Source organism: Paucibacter sp. KCTC 42545, from assembly GCF_001477625.1.
Lineage (GTDB): Bacteria > Pseudomonadota > Gammaproteobacteria > Burkholderiales > Burkholderiaceae_C > Paucibacter_A.
The window spans coordinates 2,941,705-2,960,825 of the sequence record NZ_CP013692.1 but is presented as its reverse complement, the minus strand read 5'-3'; the positions used below and the strand labels follow the sequence as shown (position 1 = coordinate 2,960,825).

The 19,121-nt window shown below is 59.2% G+C and carries 9 protein-coding genes; 8 read left to right on the top strand and 1 reads right to left on the bottom strand.

Going from position 1 to position 19,121, the window contains the following annotated elements; all coding sequences use genetic code 11:
• Window positions 1-13: 13 nt before the first annotated feature.
• The gene (locus AT984_RS12855; protein ID WP_156422017.1) at window positions 14-382 is read right to left on the bottom strand and encodes a hypothetical protein; all 369 of its coding nucleotides are present in this window, start codon (window positions 380-382) and stop codon (window positions 14-16) included.
• 460 nt (window positions 383-842) lie between these two features.
• Here AT984_RS12855 and AT984_RS12850 point away from each other — a divergent pair, with 460 nt between their 5' ends.
• The 8 genes from AT984_RS12850 to AT984_RS12815 all read left to right on the top strand — a co-directional run bounded on the left by AT984_RS12850 (window position 843) and on the right by AT984_RS12815 (window position 19,110).
• A complete protein-coding gene (locus AT984_RS12850) occupies window positions 843-2,228 on the top strand; it encodes a tetratricopeptide repeat protein (RefSeq protein WP_197418066.1) in 1,386 nt (461 codons plus the stop codon).
• A 746-nt stretch (window positions 2,229-2,974) separates the two neighbouring features.
• Window positions 2,975-4,123: a PEP-CTERM sorting domain-containing protein gene (locus AT984_RS12845; RefSeq protein WP_082680346.1), complete on the top strand. Its 1,149-nt coding sequence runs from the start codon at window positions 2,975-2,977 to the stop codon at window positions 4,121-4,123.
• Between the two features lie 1,149 nt (window positions 4,124-5,272).
• Window positions 5,273-6,049: a hypothetical protein gene (locus tag AT984_RS12840; protein ID WP_156422015.1), complete on the top strand. Its 777-nt coding sequence runs from the start codon at window positions 5,273-5,275 to the stop codon at window positions 6,047-6,049.
• Between the two features lie 704 nt (window positions 6,050-6,753).
• Window positions 6,754-8,325: a class I SAM-dependent DNA methyltransferase gene (locus AT984_RS12835; RefSeq protein ID WP_058720425.1), complete on the top strand. Its 1,572-nt coding sequence runs from the start codon at window positions 6,754-6,756 to the stop codon at window positions 8,323-8,325.
• Window positions 8,315-9,556 carry a restriction endonuclease subunit S gene (locus tag AT984_RS12830; RefSeq protein ID WP_058720424.1) on the top strand — a complete coding sequence of 414 codons (1,242 nt, stop codon included), beginning with the start codon at window positions 8,315-8,317 and terminating at the stop codon, window positions 9,554-9,556. Before AT984_RS12835 ends, AT984_RS12830 begins: the two co-directional genes overlap by 11 nt.
• 125 nt (window positions 9,557-9,681) lie before the next feature.
• Entirely contained in the window at window positions 9,682-14,469 is a 4,788-nt protein-coding gene (locus AT984_RS12825) for a DUF3320 domain-containing protein (RefSeq protein ID WP_058720423.1), read from the top strand.
• A gap of 175 nt (window positions 14,470-14,644) precedes the next feature.
• Entirely contained in the window at window positions 14,645-15,721 is a 1,077-nt protein-coding gene (locus AT984_RS12820; protein ID WP_058722307.1) for a Fic family protein, read from the top strand.
• A gap of 155 nt (window positions 15,722-15,876) precedes the next feature.
• Window positions 15,877-19,110 (top strand): type I restriction endonuclease subunit R, encoded by a 3,234-nt coding sequence (locus AT984_RS12815; protein ID WP_058720422.1) that lies wholly within the window; start codon window positions 15,877-15,879, stop codon window positions 19,108-19,110.
• The last annotated feature ends 11 nt before the right edge of the window (window positions 19,111-19,121 follow it).

Sequence of the window (19,121 nt, the reverse complement as noted above, 5' to 3'; positions counted from 1 at the left end):
GTGTCATCGCTGGCTACTTCAGTTCGTCGCCAGCCTTTTTCTCAGTCGTCTTACGAGCTTTCAGAGCTTTCTTCCCGTAGCGCTCCTCGATGCGGGGCAGCAAGACCTTCTTCCAAAGGTCCTTTCCGACGGTGCCAGCGCCCGTAATCAACATACCGATTAGCACAGACACTGGGTCCACGAGAGCCGCGCCGGATGGCTCCACGAAGAAAAACTCTTCGAATTTCTGTCCAGCGATGTCTTCCGGAAGGCCCTGGCGCTTCAATGACTCACGCCCGGCCGGCGTGCGAAGTTCCTCCCAGACGGTATTTAAGTAGCGGCGCAACTCCCCGACGCCAAGGGTTTCTGCATCCAGTTCGTATTCTCCAAGTGTCTCGCGCACTGTCTTCCTCTCGATTAGCATGGGTTGCAATAGAACAGATTCTATCTGTCGACCCTCCTCAGTCAATTGGGGGTGAGCCTGGGATCTTTCGCAGCATTTCGTGCGGCGTTACGCGCTAATTTGTACTGCGAGATACTCGGGGCTGCTAAACCAAGCCGGTAGCCGAAGTTCGCCGGCCAGCAGCAATGTGCACTTTTTGAACGGCGCCCTAGGTTTGTTCGGTAGCTTTCAATCTGCGTGCCCCAAACCTGCTTTTTGCTGCCATGCCTTGGAAACCAATTTGGTTTGGGTAATTTGCACACTCGGGTTTCGCCCTGAATTTTGCAAACGATCCGATACGGACACCCCCGCGAAAGGCGGCCCTTACTAGAATGCGACGCACAACAAGACAAAGGCTTCAGGGATGGTTTCACCGATACCTCCGTCAGGGGCCGGACAAGTTCGCGCGCGTGCGCGGTCCGTGCTAACCGCCTTGGCACGCGGGCTTGCCCGCTTTAAAGGGCCCATCGTTGCCATCGCCGGTGTCGGCGCCGTGCTCAGTGGTTTTGTGGGCTGGTACACAACCTATAAAGCGATAGCAGCCTCACCAACGGCTCAAAGCTCTCCCACGCAAAGTGCCGATGCGATCAATCCACTATCCATTCTCGTGCTGCCCTTCACCAACCAGACCGGTGACGCAAGCAAGGGCTATATAGCAGACGCCTTGACTAGCAGCATCAGCGCTGACTTGAGCCGCATTCGTGATGCATTTGTAGTGCCCACCGCCACGGCCTTCACTTACAAGGAAAAGAATCTCACTGTGGCCCAGATTGGCAAAGACGCGGGCGTGCGTTTTGTGCTGCAAGGCGGCGTGGTAGCCAGCGGAGATAAATTGCGTATCAGCGCGCAATTGGCGGACACACAAAGCGGACAGCAGCTATGGAATGAAGTATTCGAGGGCGAAACGACCAATCTTTTCGAACTGCAAGACCTGGTGACCGCGCGCATTGGCAATAGCATCGGCAATGAGATGGTGATTGTGGCGGCGCGAGAAAGTGAGAAGCGCAAGAGCAGCCCGAAGGTGGCTGATCTGAAGTTGCGCCAACGTGGCTTGGCGCTAAAACCGCTAAGTGAAGACACCTTTAATCAGCGTGAATCTTTGTTGCACGCCATCATCAAGCAGGAGCCAGACAACGCCGCCGCATTAGCCCAGTTAGCGAACCTTTTGGCCGTCTATGCGAGCAACTTTCTAGACGAGAAGAGCCCTAGATATCCGTACATTTACACGGAGGCTAAATCACTTGCGCTAAAGGCCAAGACTATCGATCCTCAATTGCCGAATATTTACTCCGCGTTAGCGTTTATTACGAGCAATATCGACAAAGACAATGCTGAGATGTTGCGTTATTTGGAGATAGTCTTAAAACTCGCGCCGAAAAATCCCGGTAGCTACAATGATTTGGCCATGTGGTATTTCTATGACGCGCAACCCAAGGTGGCCATTGAACTTCTAGAGAAGGCAATATCACTTTACCCGACAGCACCACATTCCAGTATTACTGGAAATATGGCGCGCTGTTTTCGGATGCTTGGGGATAACACAGCAGCAATTGCTTGGGGAAAAAGGTTTATTGATACCAATCCGACATATGGTTTTGGTTATGCAAATCTCGCCATGGCGCACGCTAACTTGGGGCAGATGGACAAAGCGAGGCAGTACGCCGACGAATACAAGCGACTTGTTAAAGCTAATCCAAATAATGGTTACAGTTTGGAGAAACTTGACGGCTCCGAGTCGCCCGCCTACTTCAAGTATTACAACGAACACTACCTTCCCGAGTGGCGCAAGGCGGGGTTGCCGGAATGATCGAAGTTCCTGTGTTTCCGCGGTCTTTTGATTACCCAGAAATGGACTGGCCGGCTTAAGTCCGCTGTCCTTTCTGGACTGCAGTACACACAAGAGTCCGCAGCCTTTTCGGCCTCTGACCGTGGGCATGAACTTCCGCTATGGGCACATTGCCGTAGTTCAAATTTAGCGACCCGTAGGACCGGAACCGCCGAAAGCGGTCAACTTGCCAGGCCACCGACTCGCAAGTGCTACGGGGCAGGCCCCCAGCGTTGACGGCACCCCGCATCCCACGCCACGAATTTACCTTCGCACCACGCGGAAAGGTTGGTTCCAACGACATCAGCAACCTTGTTGTCACGTGCGCCCCCTGCAACTACGGTCGAATGAACTACACGCTGAGCGAATCTGGGCTAGTAGACCCGCGAGATCACCTGCCGCGAGTTGGCTCCTGGATCGGGCTACAGGAGGTCTTGTGATCGTGGCGGCACCGACTCGCGCTGACCCACTGTACGCGTCCGCGATCTCCCAGGTGGGACAGGCCCTGTCGCATACACGGCGGGGCCTGTTGGTAGTGATGAGGCCCCGGCGCCAACCTCGGCGGTGCATTGAATCCAACTGGTGTACCGGTCAAGCCATTGCCGTCGAAGGGCATTTTTTACCGACGTGAAGGAGCATCCAGGGTCGTGAATTTGGCCGCGGAAGTCAGAAGCTAGGCGCCCGCTGAGGGATACCCTTTTCCGGTAGCGAATTAACCGGGGAATGACATGAATCAGCCAATATTCACAGCGTCCAGGGCAATTGCCGTAGCCCTAGTATTAGTGGGGCCGATGGGGGTCAGTGCGGCGACGCCAGCACTTATAGATTTGGGCGTGGTGCTGCAAACTACAGCGAACACTTGGTCCACCTTTGGCTCATTGCGCTTCGGTGACATTTCAGTCAACAACAGTGGGTGGGTAGCGGGGTTTCGGCCTGATAGCCCTGGCTATCGGGCTATTGCAATGAAGCCTGACAACTACGACATTTTGAGCATGGACGCATCCCAGACCATGGGGTGGGCCATCAACAACAAAGGGCAGGTTGGCGGATATCAGCAAATCGGCGGAAACTATAAGGCAAAGGTCTTCGACGCTGCGAATGGCATTAGTCAGACCGTTGGGGCAAAGGCTGACAAGACAATCGCCTATGCCATCAACGACAACGGGTTGTTGGCGGGCGCAAAGGACACCGCGAGTGGCTATCAAGCTGCGACGTTTGCCGGTGAAAAAACCACGGAACTCGGCGCTTTGCCCGACTTTAATACGGTAGGGAAGGCAGTTAACTCTAGCGGTTCTGTGGCAGGGTATGGGCAGGGGGTCAATAGCCGCTTTCTTCAATACCATGCCTTCGTCTATACAGTGGCCAATGGAATGGTCGATATTGGCGATGTGTTTGGAAGAGGAACAGCCTACGCCACGGGAATCAACGATGCGGGCCTAGTAGTCGGAACTGCGCAGTACCACCTCCCTATAAGTGATGGGTTTCGAGCCTTTATCTGGGCCAATGGAAGCGTTAAACAGCTTGGGGCACTGTCCTACAACGGCAATAGCTTCGCTTACGGTGTCGATAACGCAGGGAACGTGGTTGGCATGTCCAACACCAATATTGGTAGGGACTGGCGCGCCTTTATCTACAAGTCGGGTCAAATGGTTGATCTCAACACGTACCTCCCTGCTGGTTCGGGCTGGGTCCTTGAGTCAGCAGAAAGCATTAGCGATAACGGGCGCTTTGTCGTTGGCGCGGGAGTCTATAACAACACGCGTCGTGCATTCTTGCTGGACTTAGCACCTGTTCCAGAGCCGGGAACATATTTTCTTATGTTTGCGGGACTTGCCACTGTCGGCTTGGTAGTTCGCCGCCGCCAAAAAAATCAGTAATTGCACACTGTTCAAATAACCCGCTTCGGCGGGTTTTTCGTTTCAATCGCACGTTTATAAACTTGGTCGCGTGGACTGGCCGTATGCCCGATTGATTGCATATTCCTCAAATTCACATAAGTCGTTGATATATAAGGGATTTTTCAACCTAATGTCAGCCTTTACTCAGGGGATACTCAGGAAAATTTCAGCGGGGCGGGCGAAACTCATGAAACGCGCCGGTTTGAACGCAAAAAAGCCGTAGCGTCAGGCGTGATGAGCGCAAGAAAAGCCCATCTGTGCGCAACCAGTCCGAACGCCATCGCCCAGGCGCGTGCCCGAATACAGACGCGCAGTAACCCGTGACACCGAGCCGAGTGAGTTGGGGGGTAAAGTCAAATTCCATCGATGCAGTAAGGGGAAGACCTTGTACCCCTTATCTAGGAACGCGCAGGGCTTAAGCCCTTGCTTGGAAATTTTTCGGGCGTTCCGGTCGGTTTCTCTATAAGGCTTGTCGCGGGTCGAGGCCTATCTCGTCGTGTTTTTAACTGGCTTTAAAAAAATCAGCTTCCGCAGGCCGCGAGGCCCAATGAGGGCATTCACTTTTGCGTTTGTGGCCGCGGTGGTGAAGGCCTGTGCTTTTTCGTGAGGGCGCGGGGTATTGACCAGGCGTCCCGCCATACAAAGTTCCGACGGCCGGTTGGCGTCGATTTATTACGAATTTGTGTGGGAATCTTTAATTTTGGTTGGGGTGCTAAAAATATACCTGGCTGAAAAAGAAAAATAGTTCCCGCCTCACGTCGAACGATGACTATAAATTGGCATCGGACTCCAGGGCGGTCACCTCAGGCTTGAGGGCGGCTTGGAGTCGCCCTCAACCAATTTGACTGAAATCGCCTTCGCCATGGTTACTCCGCTCGACCTATCAATGTTCAGGGCTGTTGCCCGCATTGATTACATCAAGTTCTATTTCCCATTGCATGGTTCGGAGCTGGGGTTTGATTCTTCACGGTGCTTTTCCGAACCCCATGATGGGCCCTATGGAGAGTGGGTCATCACCTTGCATGATCCGACTCGGGATCAAATGGAAAAACTAGTTTCTGAGGGGGCGATCCCTGGCTCGTTGCCTTTGAATTGGCGGTCGATTTTGAGCCCAAGGACGGTACCCCGATGGATGCGAGGCATGAAATGCTGGAGCATTGCTTTCGAGGGTTGGCCGCACGTTTTCGGCCGGAGAATTATTCGCCCACCGGGATTGGCTACAAGGCTGCGCACCTGGGCGGGAAGGGGGTTCCGTTCCACGATCGATTGGCCGAGCCGACCGAAGAGTTGGTCTATGGACATAGATCAACGGGTGTGAATCTCAAGCTGTATTTGAAGAAAAGGGATCTTGACTGTGATTTGCCGGTCGAGCAGTGGCGGGTTAGGCTGGAAGTGACTGCTCAACAAGGCGGGGTTTCTCTGGTTGGGCTGAGCCGTGTAAGTGCCCTGTTTGGGTTCGGCTACAGAAGGGGCTTTGCCAAGCTCTTCTTCATCGTTGATCGGGTTTCAGTGCGCAAGCGCACTCGTTGGTCGGCCCTTCGTGTGAGCAGGCTCAACCGGGCTGGCGCGGCAGGATGGCTCCGGGCGGGCGTTAATGCATTCGGGCATGGCCCGTGGCCCGAAGACGTGCTGAAGCAGTCTGTGGCCGCGGCCGCTTGGCGAGCTAACAGGGCTCGAAACAAGACGCTTGATCCCCAGCCCTATGTCTTCCACCCGCACCAGGCCGCCCACGCCTTGATTGGCCAGGCGCTGAGGCAGCTGGATCGGCGGATGGCGCCACGAAATTCGGGCGGTAACGTCCAGGCCGATGGATGTAAGTCATTGCTGACTAAGGAGATTCCGGCTGCGCACCCGGGGGCTATTACATATGCACCTAACAAGCCTCTGCCTGAGCCGGCTGTGTAAGCCGCTCGGCGGCTACCAAGCCGTTGGTCTTACCTTGTAGGTGGGAGGCTGTCGGCCGGGCGTGTCCCTGGTCGATCCGCTCTACCTTCTGGGGCGAAGGATGAGCCCTGTTGACTCGATAGTGCGTGAACGTCCCGGGTGGCCCAAAGCCTAGCGAGGCCTCACCCTCTCTGTGCTGATCTGCCCGGGCTGTGCAATATTGGAATCAACCTTAATTGGCCAACCTCTGCTTCATGCCGCACGCCTGGAGAAGTGCCTAGTAAGGGGCTAGAACCGCCACCTGGGGGTGTCTAGGCTTTCAGGGCGGCCACCCCCTGCCTCGATGAGTCGGCGGGCTTCTTGAAGCCTTACCCAGTCCCGGAGTGCTTGAGTGACTTGCTCTGCCTGGGTGACTTCAACATCGAAGCATGCCGCCAGTTCGGCGAGCAGTTCGTCCTCAATATCAACCTGAATGACCATGGCGCCTCCAATGCTTAATGTACCGGCAGACCGTCAAGAGCTTTGACGGTAGGTGAATGGTCGTCCCCGGGAGATGGCAAGTCGCCCGATATGATCAGTAGCAGGGTAGGGGGGGCGCTGACAGGAACTAGAATCCTGCAACGGCATGCGGTCAGCTAGATCTGGCGCTGGTATGGCTGGGCTGCAGGTCTGTAGCCTCGCCAATGCGTGCGGTCACCCCGGCTGTCAAAAACTAAAACACGATCATGCTCGACGACATCAAGAAGACCCTCTGGGCAACGGCCGACAAGCTACGCGCCAATATGGACGCCGCCGAATACAAGCATCTGGTGCTCGGCCTGATCTTCGTGAAGTACATATCCGACACCTTCGCCGCCCGCCGCGCCGAAGTGGTGGCCCGGCTGGCCGATCCCGATGATGAGTATTTCTACGGCGATGCCAGCCCCGAAGACCTGGCCGCCGAGGCTGATGACCGCGACTACTACACCGCCGTCAATGTGTTCTGGGTGCCAGAGGAAGCCCGGTGGGAGTCGCTCCGCGCCCAGGCCAAGCGGCCGGAGATCGGCAAGCTGATCGACGAGGCCCTCAGCCTGATCGAGGCCGATAACCCCAAGCTCAAGGGCATTTTGGACAAGCGCTATGCCCGTGCGCAGCTGCCTGACGGCAAGCTCGGTGAGCTGGTCGATTTGGTGTCCACCATCGGCTTTGGCGAAAACCCAAGTGCCGCCCGCGATGTGCTTGGCCAGGTCTACGAGTACTTCCTCGGCATGTTCGCCAGCGCCGAGGGCAAGCGGGGCGGGCAGTTCTACACGCCGGCCTCCATCGTCAAGACCTTGGTCGCCGTCCTGGCCCCGCACCACGGCCAGGTCTACGACCCCTGCTGCGGCTCAGGCGGCATGTTTGTGCAGTCCGAGCGCTTCATCGAGGCCCATGGCGGCAAGCTGGGTGACGTGTCCATCTACGGTCAGGAAGCCAACCCCACCACCTGGCGCTTGGCGGCCATGAATCTGGCCATCCGCGGTATCGACTTCAACCTCGGTCGTGAGCCCGGCGACACCTTCACGCGCAACCAGCACCCGGACCTGCGTGCCGACTTCATCCTGGCCAACCCGCCCTTCAACATCAGCGACTGGTGGCACGGCAGCCTGGAGGGCGACGCCCGCTGGCAGTACGGCGACCCGCCGCAGGGCAATGCCAACTACGCCTGGCTGCAGCACATGCTGCACCACCTGAAGGACTCCGGCCGCGCCGGCATCGTGCTGGCCAACGGTTCCATGAGCTCCAGTCAGAACAACGAAGGCATCATCCGTGCCGCGATGGTGGACGCCGATGTGGTGGAGGTGATGATCGCCCTGCCGGGCCAGCTGTTCTTCAACACGCAGATCCCAGCCTGTCTGTGGTTCTTGGCCAAGCGCAAGCCGGCAGAGCGCAAGGGTCAGGTCTTGTTCATCGATGCCCGGAAGCTGGGCCGCATGATTTCAAGGGTGCAGTGCGAGTTTGCTGACGAAGAAATTGAGCGGATTGCGGCGGTGGTCGCAGCCTGGCGCGGCGCGGGGGCTTCCGTCGGTGATGCGGTGGCCGATTACGCCGATGTGCCGGGCTTTTGCCGCAGCGTGCCGCTGGCCGAGATCGCCCAGCATGGCCATGTGCTGACGCCGGGGCGCTATGTGGGCGCCGAGGAGGTCGAAGACGACGACGAGGCCTTTGCAGACAAGATGAGCAAGCTGACCGAGCAACTGGGCGAGCAGATGGCTAAGGGCGCTGAATTGGACGCCTTGATCCGGGCGAAGTTGGGAGGGTTGGGGTATGAGTTCTGACTTCCGCCCTGTACGTCTTGAAGAGTTGCTGCAGTTCGCGAACGGCCGCTCCAGTCCAGATCGAGACGAAGCTGCAATGTTCCCGGTGTTCGGATCAAACGGTCGCATCGGGATGGCCGCGAAATCGAACTCGCCTAGCCGCACAGTTGTGATCGGCCGCGTCGGCACGTACTGCGGATCGGTGCACTTTTCCAAGCAAGCCTGCTGGGTCACGGACAACGCCATACGTGCGACTGCCAAGGACGACAACGATCCCGAATTTCTGTACTACCTGCTCAAACACCTAAACCTGAACAACTGGCGCAGTGGCTCTGGGCAACCCCTGTTGAACCAGGGTACTTTGAATGCCATCTCTACTCTGGTCCCAGCGCCTCCAATCCAACGCCGCATATCCAGCTTGATTGGCGCAATCGACGACCGCATCACCCTCCTCCGCGAAACCAACGCCACGCTGGAAGCCATCGCCCAGGCGCTGTTCAAGTCCTGGTTCGTGGAATTCGACCCCGTGCGCAGCAACATGGCAAGTCTGCAGCATGGCTATTTTGATGCAGCAGTCGCCGCATTGTTTCCTGACGACACGGAGACCACTGAGCACGGTGAGATTCCTGAAAGCTGGCACTTCGCACCTCTTCGTGAGATGGTGCACGGGGTTTACGACGGGCCCCATGCGACGCCGCCTGAGGCACATGAGGGGGGCGTATTCCTCGGCATCAAGAATCTCACGGGCACCAGTCTGGATCTGAGCGATGTCCGTCACATTTCGGAAGCGGACTGGTCTCAATGGACCAAGCGCGTGACCCCGCGTCACGGCGACATCGTGTTTAGCTATGAAGCGACCTTGGGCTTTTTTGCCATGGTGCCCCCGGGGCTGCGTTGCTGCTTAGGCCGTCGTTTGGCCTTGGTGCGCCCGCTGGCAGATTCTGGAACACCTCACTTCTGGTTTCATCAGTTCGTAGCCGCGCCGTTTCAGCGACTGCTCGACAAGCACACCATTCAAGGGGCGACGGTAAATCGGATAGCGCTGAAGTCTTTTCCCGACCTGCCAGTTCTCGTTCCACCCCTTGAACTACGGGAAGCCTTTGAGCGTGTCGCTGCTCCGATCTGGCTGCGCATTCACGAGAACAGCGCCCAGGCCATGACCCTTGTCAGGCTACGTGACACGCTCCTCCCCCGACTGATCTCCGGTCAGCTGCGACTGCCGCTGGCTGAAACAGAGGTCGAAGTCGCTTGAGCAGCCACTCGCTTTCATTAGCGCGATGCCTTGCCGGGCCACCATGTTGTGCCTTGGCTGACTAGGGCAAGTCAGCTGCCGCCCACGCCCAAGCCAATTCCATCAATTTCACCACCACCCTCCAGATGAACTCAGACATCGCCACCAAACTGCACGCCAGTCGCAAGGAGTTGCTGGACATCGGCCTGCGCAACAACCTGGTCAGCTTCAAGAAGACGGCCAAGAATTTGGCTCTGCTACAGGCAGATGCCCGCGAGGTGTTCGAGGCGGTGTATGGTGAGGAAAAGGCGTTGTCCTTCTTCGCTGCTGAGGCCAAGCCCAAGCGTGCCGGCGCAACGGCGGCGAAGGGCCAAGGTGCCGTGGACACGGGTGATGAGGAACTGGGCTCCTCGGATCTGGAATTGCTGAGTGAGCTGAGCCAGGCCCGTGCCTTGGACGTTGCTGCTGCCGCTGCGCTTGACGAGCCCACGGCCAAGGCCCGCGGCAAGGCGGCCAAGGTACGGCTGCTGACTGCGCTGGATGAAGAGCGCTTGTTCTTGCAACTGCTCAAGATGCGCTCCGAGGCGCAAAGCTATGTGGAGGAGCAGGGTGTCAATGTGCTCTATCTGGCGCTGGGTTTCCTGCACTGGTATGAGAGCGACAGCTCAGAGGAGGCGCGCCGGGCGCCGCTGGTGATGGTGCCTGTGCGGCTGGTGCGGGTCAGCGCTCAAGAGCCGTTCAAGCTGGAGTACACCGGGGACGAGTTGGTGGTCAACCTGTCCCTTGAGGCCAAGCTGAAGGCCGACTTTGATATCCGCTTGCCGGCCTTCGATATGGAGGCTGAGCAGCCTGCCGATGAACTAATCCGGTACTTCAACGCAGTTGGTGAATCCGTTCGGCTGCAGAAGCGCTGGCAGGTGCAGGCGAACGAGTTGGTGCTGGGCTTTTTCTCCTTCGGCAAGTTCCTGATGTTCAAGGACCTGGACCCGCAGAGCTGGCCGGCTGAGAAGTCGCCCGCCAATCATGCGGTGATCGGGCGCCTGTTGCGGGGCGGCTTTGGCTCGGACGAGCCAGCCTTCGCTGATGACGTGAATGTGGACAGCGTGTGTGCGCCCGGCGAAGTGCATTTTGTGAAGGATGCCGACAGCAGCCAGACGCAAGCGATTCTGGAGGTGCGGGCGGGCTCCAATCTGGTGATCCAGGGGCCACCGGGCACGGGCAAGTCGCAAACCATTACCAACCTGATCGCCGAGCTGATCAGCCAGAACAAGACGGTTTTGTTTGTGGCCGAGAAGATGGCTGCGCTGGAGGTGGTGAAGCGCCGCCTGGACGAGAGCCATTTGGGTGACGCGGTGCTGGAGCTGCATAGCCAGCGTGCGACGAAGAAGTCGGTACTGGATGAGCTGCAGCGCTCGCTGGACCACGGCCGGCCGCTCAACGATCAGGGCGAGCAAGATATCGCCAACCTGACCGAGGTGCAGGAAGAGCTGAACCGCTATTGCGCTGTGGTTAGCAGTGAGGTGGGCGCCAGCGGGCTGCAATTTTTGGAGGTGCTGGGCCGCTATGTGCGCTGCAAGCGCGAGTGGCCGGCGCTGGCGCCGCTGGACTTCAAGCCCATGGCGGCATGGAACGAGGCGCTGTTCTTGCGACGCAAGGAACGCATGCGGGAACTGCAGGTGCATCTGAAGGAGATGGGTCGCCCTGATCGCAGCCCGTTCTGGGGTTCGACCAAGACCTTCTTCACGCCGGTGGATGAGAGCGCCGCCGCGGACGCGCTGCAACAGTCGCTCCAGCATGTGGCGACGCTGCAGAGCCGGGCCGATGAACTGTCGCAGCGTTTGATGCTGAGCCAGCCGGTGACGGTCCAGGACATTGATGTGGTCTGCCGTGCGGCGCGGCGGGCGGCTCAGGCACCACGGCTGCAAGGGGTTCAGCTGTCAACGCAGGACTGGCAGCTGCGGCGCGACGCTTTGCGGGCGCTGATTGATGCCGGCCAGGCGATGACCGCGCTGCGCAAGCAGTTCGATGCTGCGCTGGTGGACGTGGCTTGGGAGCAAGATTTGCTGCCGGTGCGCCAGGTGCTGCTGAGCCATGGCAGCAAATGGTGGCGCTTTCTGTCAGGCACGTTCAAGCAGGCCAAGGGGCGGCTGCAGTCTTTGGCTCGTGGTGAGCTTCCCAAGGCGGCCACCGACATGCTGAAGATGGTGGACGGCGTGATGGCCTACCAGCAGCATGAGAAGGTGTTCCTGCAGCAGGAGACGCTGGGCCAGGCCTTGTTTGGTGCGCAGTGGCAGGGCCGCCAGTCCGACTGGGTGGTGCTGGACCGGCTGATGAGCTGGGTGGTGAGCCTGCATGACGATATGGGCAAGGGCGAGATCCCGGCCGGCATCGTGGACTTCCTGGCCGGGCATGCGGACGCCAGTGGCTTGGGCGATGTGGCGCAGGTGATTGAGAGCCTGATGGCCGACACCAAGGCTGGCCTGACTCAGGTCTCAAGCATCTTGGGTGTGTCGCAGTTGGCTGGCGGGCAGGACTTGTTGACCACGCCCTTGGCGCGTTTGGGTGAACAGCTGACCCAGTGGCAAAGCGGCTTGGGCACGCTGCGGCATATGGGGCGCTTCAATGCCCTTGCGGAGCAACTGCGCAAAGAAGAGATGGCCCAGTTTGTGGCGCAGGCCTCGGTGTGCGAGCAGCCGGATCAACTGGGCGCCTTGCTGGCGCTGAGCTGGTATTCAGGCTTGCTGCAAAGCGTTTACGCGGAGAACCCGACGCTGCAACATTTCGACCGGATTCAGCATGAGCACCGGATTGCACGGTTCCGCGAGCTGGATAAGGCTTCGCTGCGCCATGCCCAGACGAAGCTGGCCGCCAAGGTCTGGGCCGCCAAGCCAAACTTGAATCAGCCGGGTGAGATGGGCGTGCTGCGGGCCGAGTTCAACAAGAAGAAGCGGCATTTACCGATCCGGCAGTTGATTCACAAGGCGGGGCGGGCGATCCAGCAGATCAAGCCGGTGTTCATGATGAGCCCGATGTCGATTGCCAACTTTTTGCCGCCGGGGATTCTTGAATTCGACGTGGTGATCTTCGACGAGGCCTCGCAGGTCAAGGCGGTGGATGCATTTGGCGCCATTCTGCGCGGCCGACAGGTGGTAGTTGTGGGTGACACGCGGCAGATGCCGCCGACCGACTTCTTTGGCCGCGATGTGGAGGTGGATGACGAGGACAACACCACAGGCGATATCGAGAGCATCTTGAGCATGTTCAAGGCGGCCGGCTGCGCGGAGCGCTATTTGCGCTGGCATTACCGCAGCCGCCATGAGTCCTTGATCGCCGTTTCTAATGCCGAGTTCTATGACAGCAAGCTGGTGATCTTCCCGACAGCCGGCACCGACCCCATGGTCACCGGCATCGGCTTTGAACACTTGCCAGAAGCCCTGTACGACCGGGGCCGCACCCGGACGAATAAAGGTGAGGCCAAGGCGGTGGCACAGGCGGTGATGGCGCATGCGATTGAGCGGCCGCAGTTGTCGCTGGGCGTGGCAGCTTTCAGCGCGGCCCAGCGCGACTTGATCGATGTGGAGGTGGAGCTGCTTCGCAGGCGCACGCCGCAGGCCGAGGCATTCTTCAGCCGCCACCCCAGCGAGCCCTTCTTCGTGAAGAACCTGGAGAACATTCAGGGCGATGAGCGTGATGCGATCTTCATCAGCATCGGCTATGGCCGCAACGAGACGGGCAAGATTGCGCGTGAGTTCGGCCCATTGAACAAAGAGGGCGGGCACCGCCGGCTGAACGTGCTGATCTCGCGGGCGAAGATGATCATGCGGGTGTTCTGCAACTTCAAGGCGGAGGACATGGATCTGGACGCCTCGGCCAAACATGGTGTGCGGGCCTTGAAGAACTTCTTGAAGTACGCGGAGACCGGCCAGTTGGAGGCGAGCTACGAGACCGGCAAGGCCGCTGACTCGCCGTTCGAGACCGAAGTGATGCTGGCGCTGCGCGAACTGGGGCACGACATCGAACCCCAGGTGGGGACTGCGGGCTATTTCATCGACATGGCTGTACGTGATCCGGCAAAGCCCGGGCGCTACTTGCTGGCGATTGAGTGCGATGGCGCGGCGTATCACAGCTCGCGTTCTGCGCGTGACCGTGACCGTTTGCGTCAGGGGGTGCTCGAAGGCTTGGGCTGGACCTTCCACCGTATCTGGAGCACCGACTGGTTCCGTAACCGGCAGCAGGAAATCAAGCGTGTGGTGGCAGTCATCGAGGCGGCCAAGGCAAGTGAAGGACGTGTTGTGCCGGCAGTGGCCAAGGATGCCGCAGTTGTTGAGCATGTGATTGACCGGGGCGAGGCTGGCAGCGATGTCGAGGTGGAGTTCTCGCAGCCTTATGTCCGGGCGGCTCTTTCGCCTGTCGCAGGGCTTGAGCTGCACCTGGCGCCCGTTGGCGACTTGGGCAGGATGGTGGTTCGGGTGGCCAACGTGGAGGCGCCGATTCACGTCAGTGACCTGACCCGCCGCTTGATGGAGGCCTTCGGCGTCGTGCGAGCAGGCAACCGCATCACGGCCCGGGTGCAAGAGGCGCTAGACCACTGCGTGCGCGGCGGCAGGCTCGTCTCGCGTGGCGACTTTGTCTACATGCCCGGAGATGCGCAGTTCGTTCCCCGCGATCGCTCATTGTTCAGTGCCAGCGACAAAAAGATTGAATGGGTGGCCCCGGAGGAGATCGATGCCGCGTTGCAGGAAAGCGTGCGCTTAGGCTACTCGCTGAGCATGGAGGATGCCGTGGCAGAGGCGATTCGGCTGCTGGGCTTTGGCCGGGCCACGCAGAAGATTGGTGCCACGGTGGAGGAGCGGCTGGAGGCTCTGGTTCAGGCGGGGGCGCTGGAACGAGTTGGCATGATGGTGACGCTGGCGGCCAGCGCGAGTTTTGCCTAGTGCTTGGTGGCAAGGCCGAAACCGGCTAGCCAACACACGAGCGAAGTGCTTCATGCGATGAGCAATTGACTGGGTTTGCTTGATAGCGCTGGCTAAGCAGAATGCCGGCCGGGCGCTCCTCCCCGATACTTTGGCGGTGAAGGAAAAAATTGAGCAATTGGAAGAGGAATTAGTCATGCCCTTTGAGCGCGATCAGCCGTTTAACGACTTGCCCCTGCTGCCGCCGGCCGCCGAGCTTGAAACGCGTGCGGTGCTGAAGCAGGCCATCGCTGCCAACCGGATGCTGGCCAATCTGCGCGGGCTGGCGGCACAGATTCCGAACCAGGGTGTCCTGATCAACAGCATCGTGCTGCAGGAGGCGCGGCTCTCATCCGAGATCGAGAACATCGTCACCACCAACGACGAGTTGTACCGAGCAGACGCCGACGCTGACGGCAAGACCGACCAGCACACTAAGGAAGTGCTGCGTTACCGCCAGGCCTTGAATCACGGCTTCCGCGAATTGAAGGGGCGACCCTTGAGTACCAATCTGTTCATCGAAATCGTGCAGATCATCAAGGAGGTGGAGTTCGGCATTCGCAAGGTGCCGGGCACGGCACTGAAGAACGAGCGTGGCGAGGTGATTTACACACCCCCAGTGGGCGAGGCGGTTATTCGCGACAAGTTGGGCAACTTGGAATCGTTCATGCATGCGCAAGATGAGCTTGACCCGCTCGTCAAGATGGCGGTGATGCATTACCAGTTCGAGGCGATCCACCCGTTTGAAGATGGCAACGGCCGCACCGGGCGCATTTTGAATTTGCTGTATCTGGTGGACCAGGGGCTTCTGGACATCCCGGTGCTTTTTTTGTCGCGCTACATCATTGCGAACAAGCCAGCTTATTACGAAGGGCTGCGGCGGGTGACCGAGGCACAGGACTGGGAGAGCTGGATCTTGTTCATGCTGCTAGCCGTGGAGAGTACAGCCCAGCAGACCTTTGAGCAGGTGACACGCATTCGCGGCCTGATGGAAGTGGTGCGCGGGCAGGTGCAAACAGCGGCACCAGCCATTTATAGCAAGGACTTGGTTGAGGTGATCTTTGCTCACCCGTATACCAAGATCCAGTTCTTAGTCGATGCTGGCATTGCCAAACGGCAGACGGCTTCAAGTTATCTGCAAACTTTGGCCGGCTTGGGTGTGCTGCGCGCCAGCAAGCAAGGGCGAGAGATGTATTACATCAACGATGCGCTGTTTGCGGAGTTGGTCCGCTGAGGGGCGGAAATAGCAGGGTCATCTGTCGCTGGCATCGACAGATTGTCTTGATATGTTTATTTTTATCGTAAAAATCGACATATAAAGAGATTGAGTCGATTCAATCGACACATAGGCAAATCGGCAAGAAGGCGCCGGTGACTAGGGAGCGAGGAATGACTGAAGATCAACTCGAACAAGAAACACTGGCCTGGTTGGTCGAGGTGGGCTATGCGCATCATCACGGCGCCAACATCGCGCCCGAGAGCAGCTCGCCTCAGCGCAGCGACTACCGCCATGTCATTCTGCGCGGGCGCTTGGCCCAGGCCATCCAGAAGCTGAACCCCGGCATCCCCGCGGCGGCCCAGGAGGACGCGCTGCACCAGGTCTTGAATCTGGGCATACCGTCTTTGCTATCGGCCAACCGGGCTTTTCATAAGCTGCTGGTGGCTGGCGTGCCGGTGCAGTACCAAAAGGACGGCGAAACCCGCGGCGACTTTGTGCGGCTGTTGGATTGGGCCGTGCCCGCCAACAACGAGTGGTGGACGGTCAATCAGTTCACCGTCAAGGGCGCTCACCACACCCGCCGGCCGGACATCATCTTGTTCGTCAACGGTCTGCCGCTGGTGTTGATCGAGCTGAAGAATCCGGCTGACATTCAGGCCGACATCTGGCGGGCCTTTGATCAGATCCAGACCTACAAGGAGCAGATCCCCGATGTGTTCCAGACCAATGAGATTCTGGTGATATCGGACGGCAGCGAGGCTCGCATGGGCTCGCTGTCGGCCGACGCCGAGCGCTTCCAGCAATGGCGCACGATCACCGGTGTGGACTTGGACCCGCTGGGGCAGTTCAATGAGCTGGAGACCCTGGTGCGGGGTGCCTTGGCCCCGGCCATGCTGCTGGACTTCTTGCGCTACTTTGTGCTGTTTGAGGATGACGGGCGGCTGGTCAAGAAGATTGCGGGCTACCACCAGTTCCATGCCGTCCGCGCTGCCATCGAACATGTGGTGCAAGCGTCGCGGGCCGACAGTGCCGAGAGCATCCGCGGCAAGGGCGGCGTCGTCTGGCACACCCAGGGCAGCGGCAAGAGCATCACCATGACGTGCTTTGCGGCCCGGGTGATGCAAGAGCCGCTGATGCAGAACCCGACGCTAGTGGTGATCACTGACCGCAATGACCTGGATGGCCAGCTGTTCGGTGTGTTCAGCCTGGCCCAGGACCTGTTGCGGGAGCAGCCCGCCCAGGCCACCACCCGGCAGGAGCTGCGTGCCCTGCTGAACAACCGGCCCTCGGGCGGCATAGTGTTCGCCACCATCCAAAAGTTCATGCCCGGCGAGGATGAGGACTTCTTCCCTGAGCTGTCGGGCCGGCGCAATATCGTTGTGATCGCCGACGAAGCGCATCGCACGCAGTACGGCTTTGAGGCCAAGTTGAAGACGGTCAAGGTCAAGGGTTCGGCTCCGTCAACGGGCGGCCCGGGTCGAGCGGTGGCTGCGAACGAACTCATCTACGCCGCGAGCGATGTGGCTGCGCCGGCCTTGCTGGCCGCCGATAGCGAGGCCAGTTACCGAACCAAGTATCAGGTGGGCTATGCACAGCACTTGCGTGACGCGCTGCCGAACGCAACGTTTGTGGCCTTCACGGGCACACCGGTGTCGGCGACCGATCGGGATACCCGAGCGGTGTTCGGCGACTACATCCATGTCTACGACATGCAGCAGGCCAAGGAAGATGGCGCCACGGTCGCCATCTACTACGAGAGCCGGCTGGCCAAGCTGCGCCTGAATGAGTCGGAGCTGCCCAGCATTGACGACGAGGTTGATGAGCTGGCCGAGGACGAAGAGGAGAGCACCCAGTCCAAGCTCAAAAGTCGTTGGGCAGCGCTTGAGCGCATCGTCGGCGCGGAGCCCCGGGTGGCGAGTGTGGCCGCCGACTTGGTGACGCACTTCGAGGCGAGGGACGACGCGCAGAGCGGCAAGGCCATGATCGTCACCATGAGCCGTGATATCTGCGTGCATCTCTATAACGAGATCATCCGGCTGCGGCCCGACTGGCATAACGATGACCCCGAGCAGGGGGCCATCAAAATCGTGATGACGGGATCTGCCAGCGACAAGGCCTTGCTGCGCCCTCACATCTACAGCAGCCAGGTCAAGAAGCGCTTGGAAAAGCGGTTCAAGGACCCGGCCGACCCCTTGAAGTTGGTGATCGTGCGCGATATGTGGCTGACCGGCTTCGACGCGCCCTGCGTGCACACCATGTACGTGGACAAGCCGATGAAGGGCCACAACCTGATGCAGGCCATCGCCCGGGTGAACCGCGTCTTCAAGGACAAGCAGGGCGGCCTGGTGGTGGACTACATCGGCATCGGCAATGAGCTGAAGGCGGCCATGAAGGAGTACACCGCCAGCCAAGGCCGCGGGCGACCGACTGTGGACGCGCATGAAGCCTTTGCCGTGCTGGCAGAAAAGCTCGACGTGCTGCGCACCATGCTGCACGGCTATGACTGGAGCGGCTTCTTAACCGGTGGGCACAAGACACTGGCTGGCGCTGCCAACCATGTTCTAGGCTTGAAAGTTGAAGGCAATCGTGACGGCAAGAAGCGGTTCGCCGACCATGCGCTAGCCATGAGCAAGGCATTCACCTTGTGCTGCACCTTGGACGAGGCCAAGGCGGTGCGCGAGGAGGTCGCCTTCTTGCAGGCCGTGAAGGTCATTCTGACCAAGCGCGAACTCTCGCAGCAGAAGAAGACTGATGAGCAGCGTGAGCATGCCATCCGGCAGATCATCAGCAACGCGGTGGTGTCAGATCAGGTGGTCGATATCTTCGACGCGGTGGGCCTTGAGAAGCCCAATATCGGTTTGTTGGACGATGAGTTCCTGGCGCAGGTGAAGAGCTTGCCGGAGCGCAATCTCGCCGTCGAGCTGCTGGAGCGGCTTCTGGAAGGGGAGATCAAGGCCAAGTTCGCCAGCAATGTCGTGCAGCAGAAAAAGTTCTCCGAGCTGCTTGGCAACGTGATCAGCCGATACCAAAACCGATCCATCGAAACCGCGCAGGTGATGGAAGAGCTGATCGAGATGGCCAAAAAGTTTCGTGAAGCGGCGGGGCGCGGTGAGCGCTTGGGCCTGACGGAAGACGAGGTGCGTTTTTATGACGCCCTGGCCAATAACGAGTCGGCTGTACGGGAGCTCAGCGATGAGGTCCTGAAGAAGATCGCCCACGAGCTTACGGAGAACCTGCGCAAAAACCTGGGCGTGGACTGGTCACAACGCGAGAGCGTTCGCGCAAGCCTGCGGCTGATGGTCAAGCGGATCTTGCGCAAGTACAAATACCCGCCCGACCTTCAAGAAGATGCGGTGGACTTGGTGTTGAAGCAGGCGGAGGCTCTGGGCGAGAGCTGGGTCTGACCAAGGCGCTG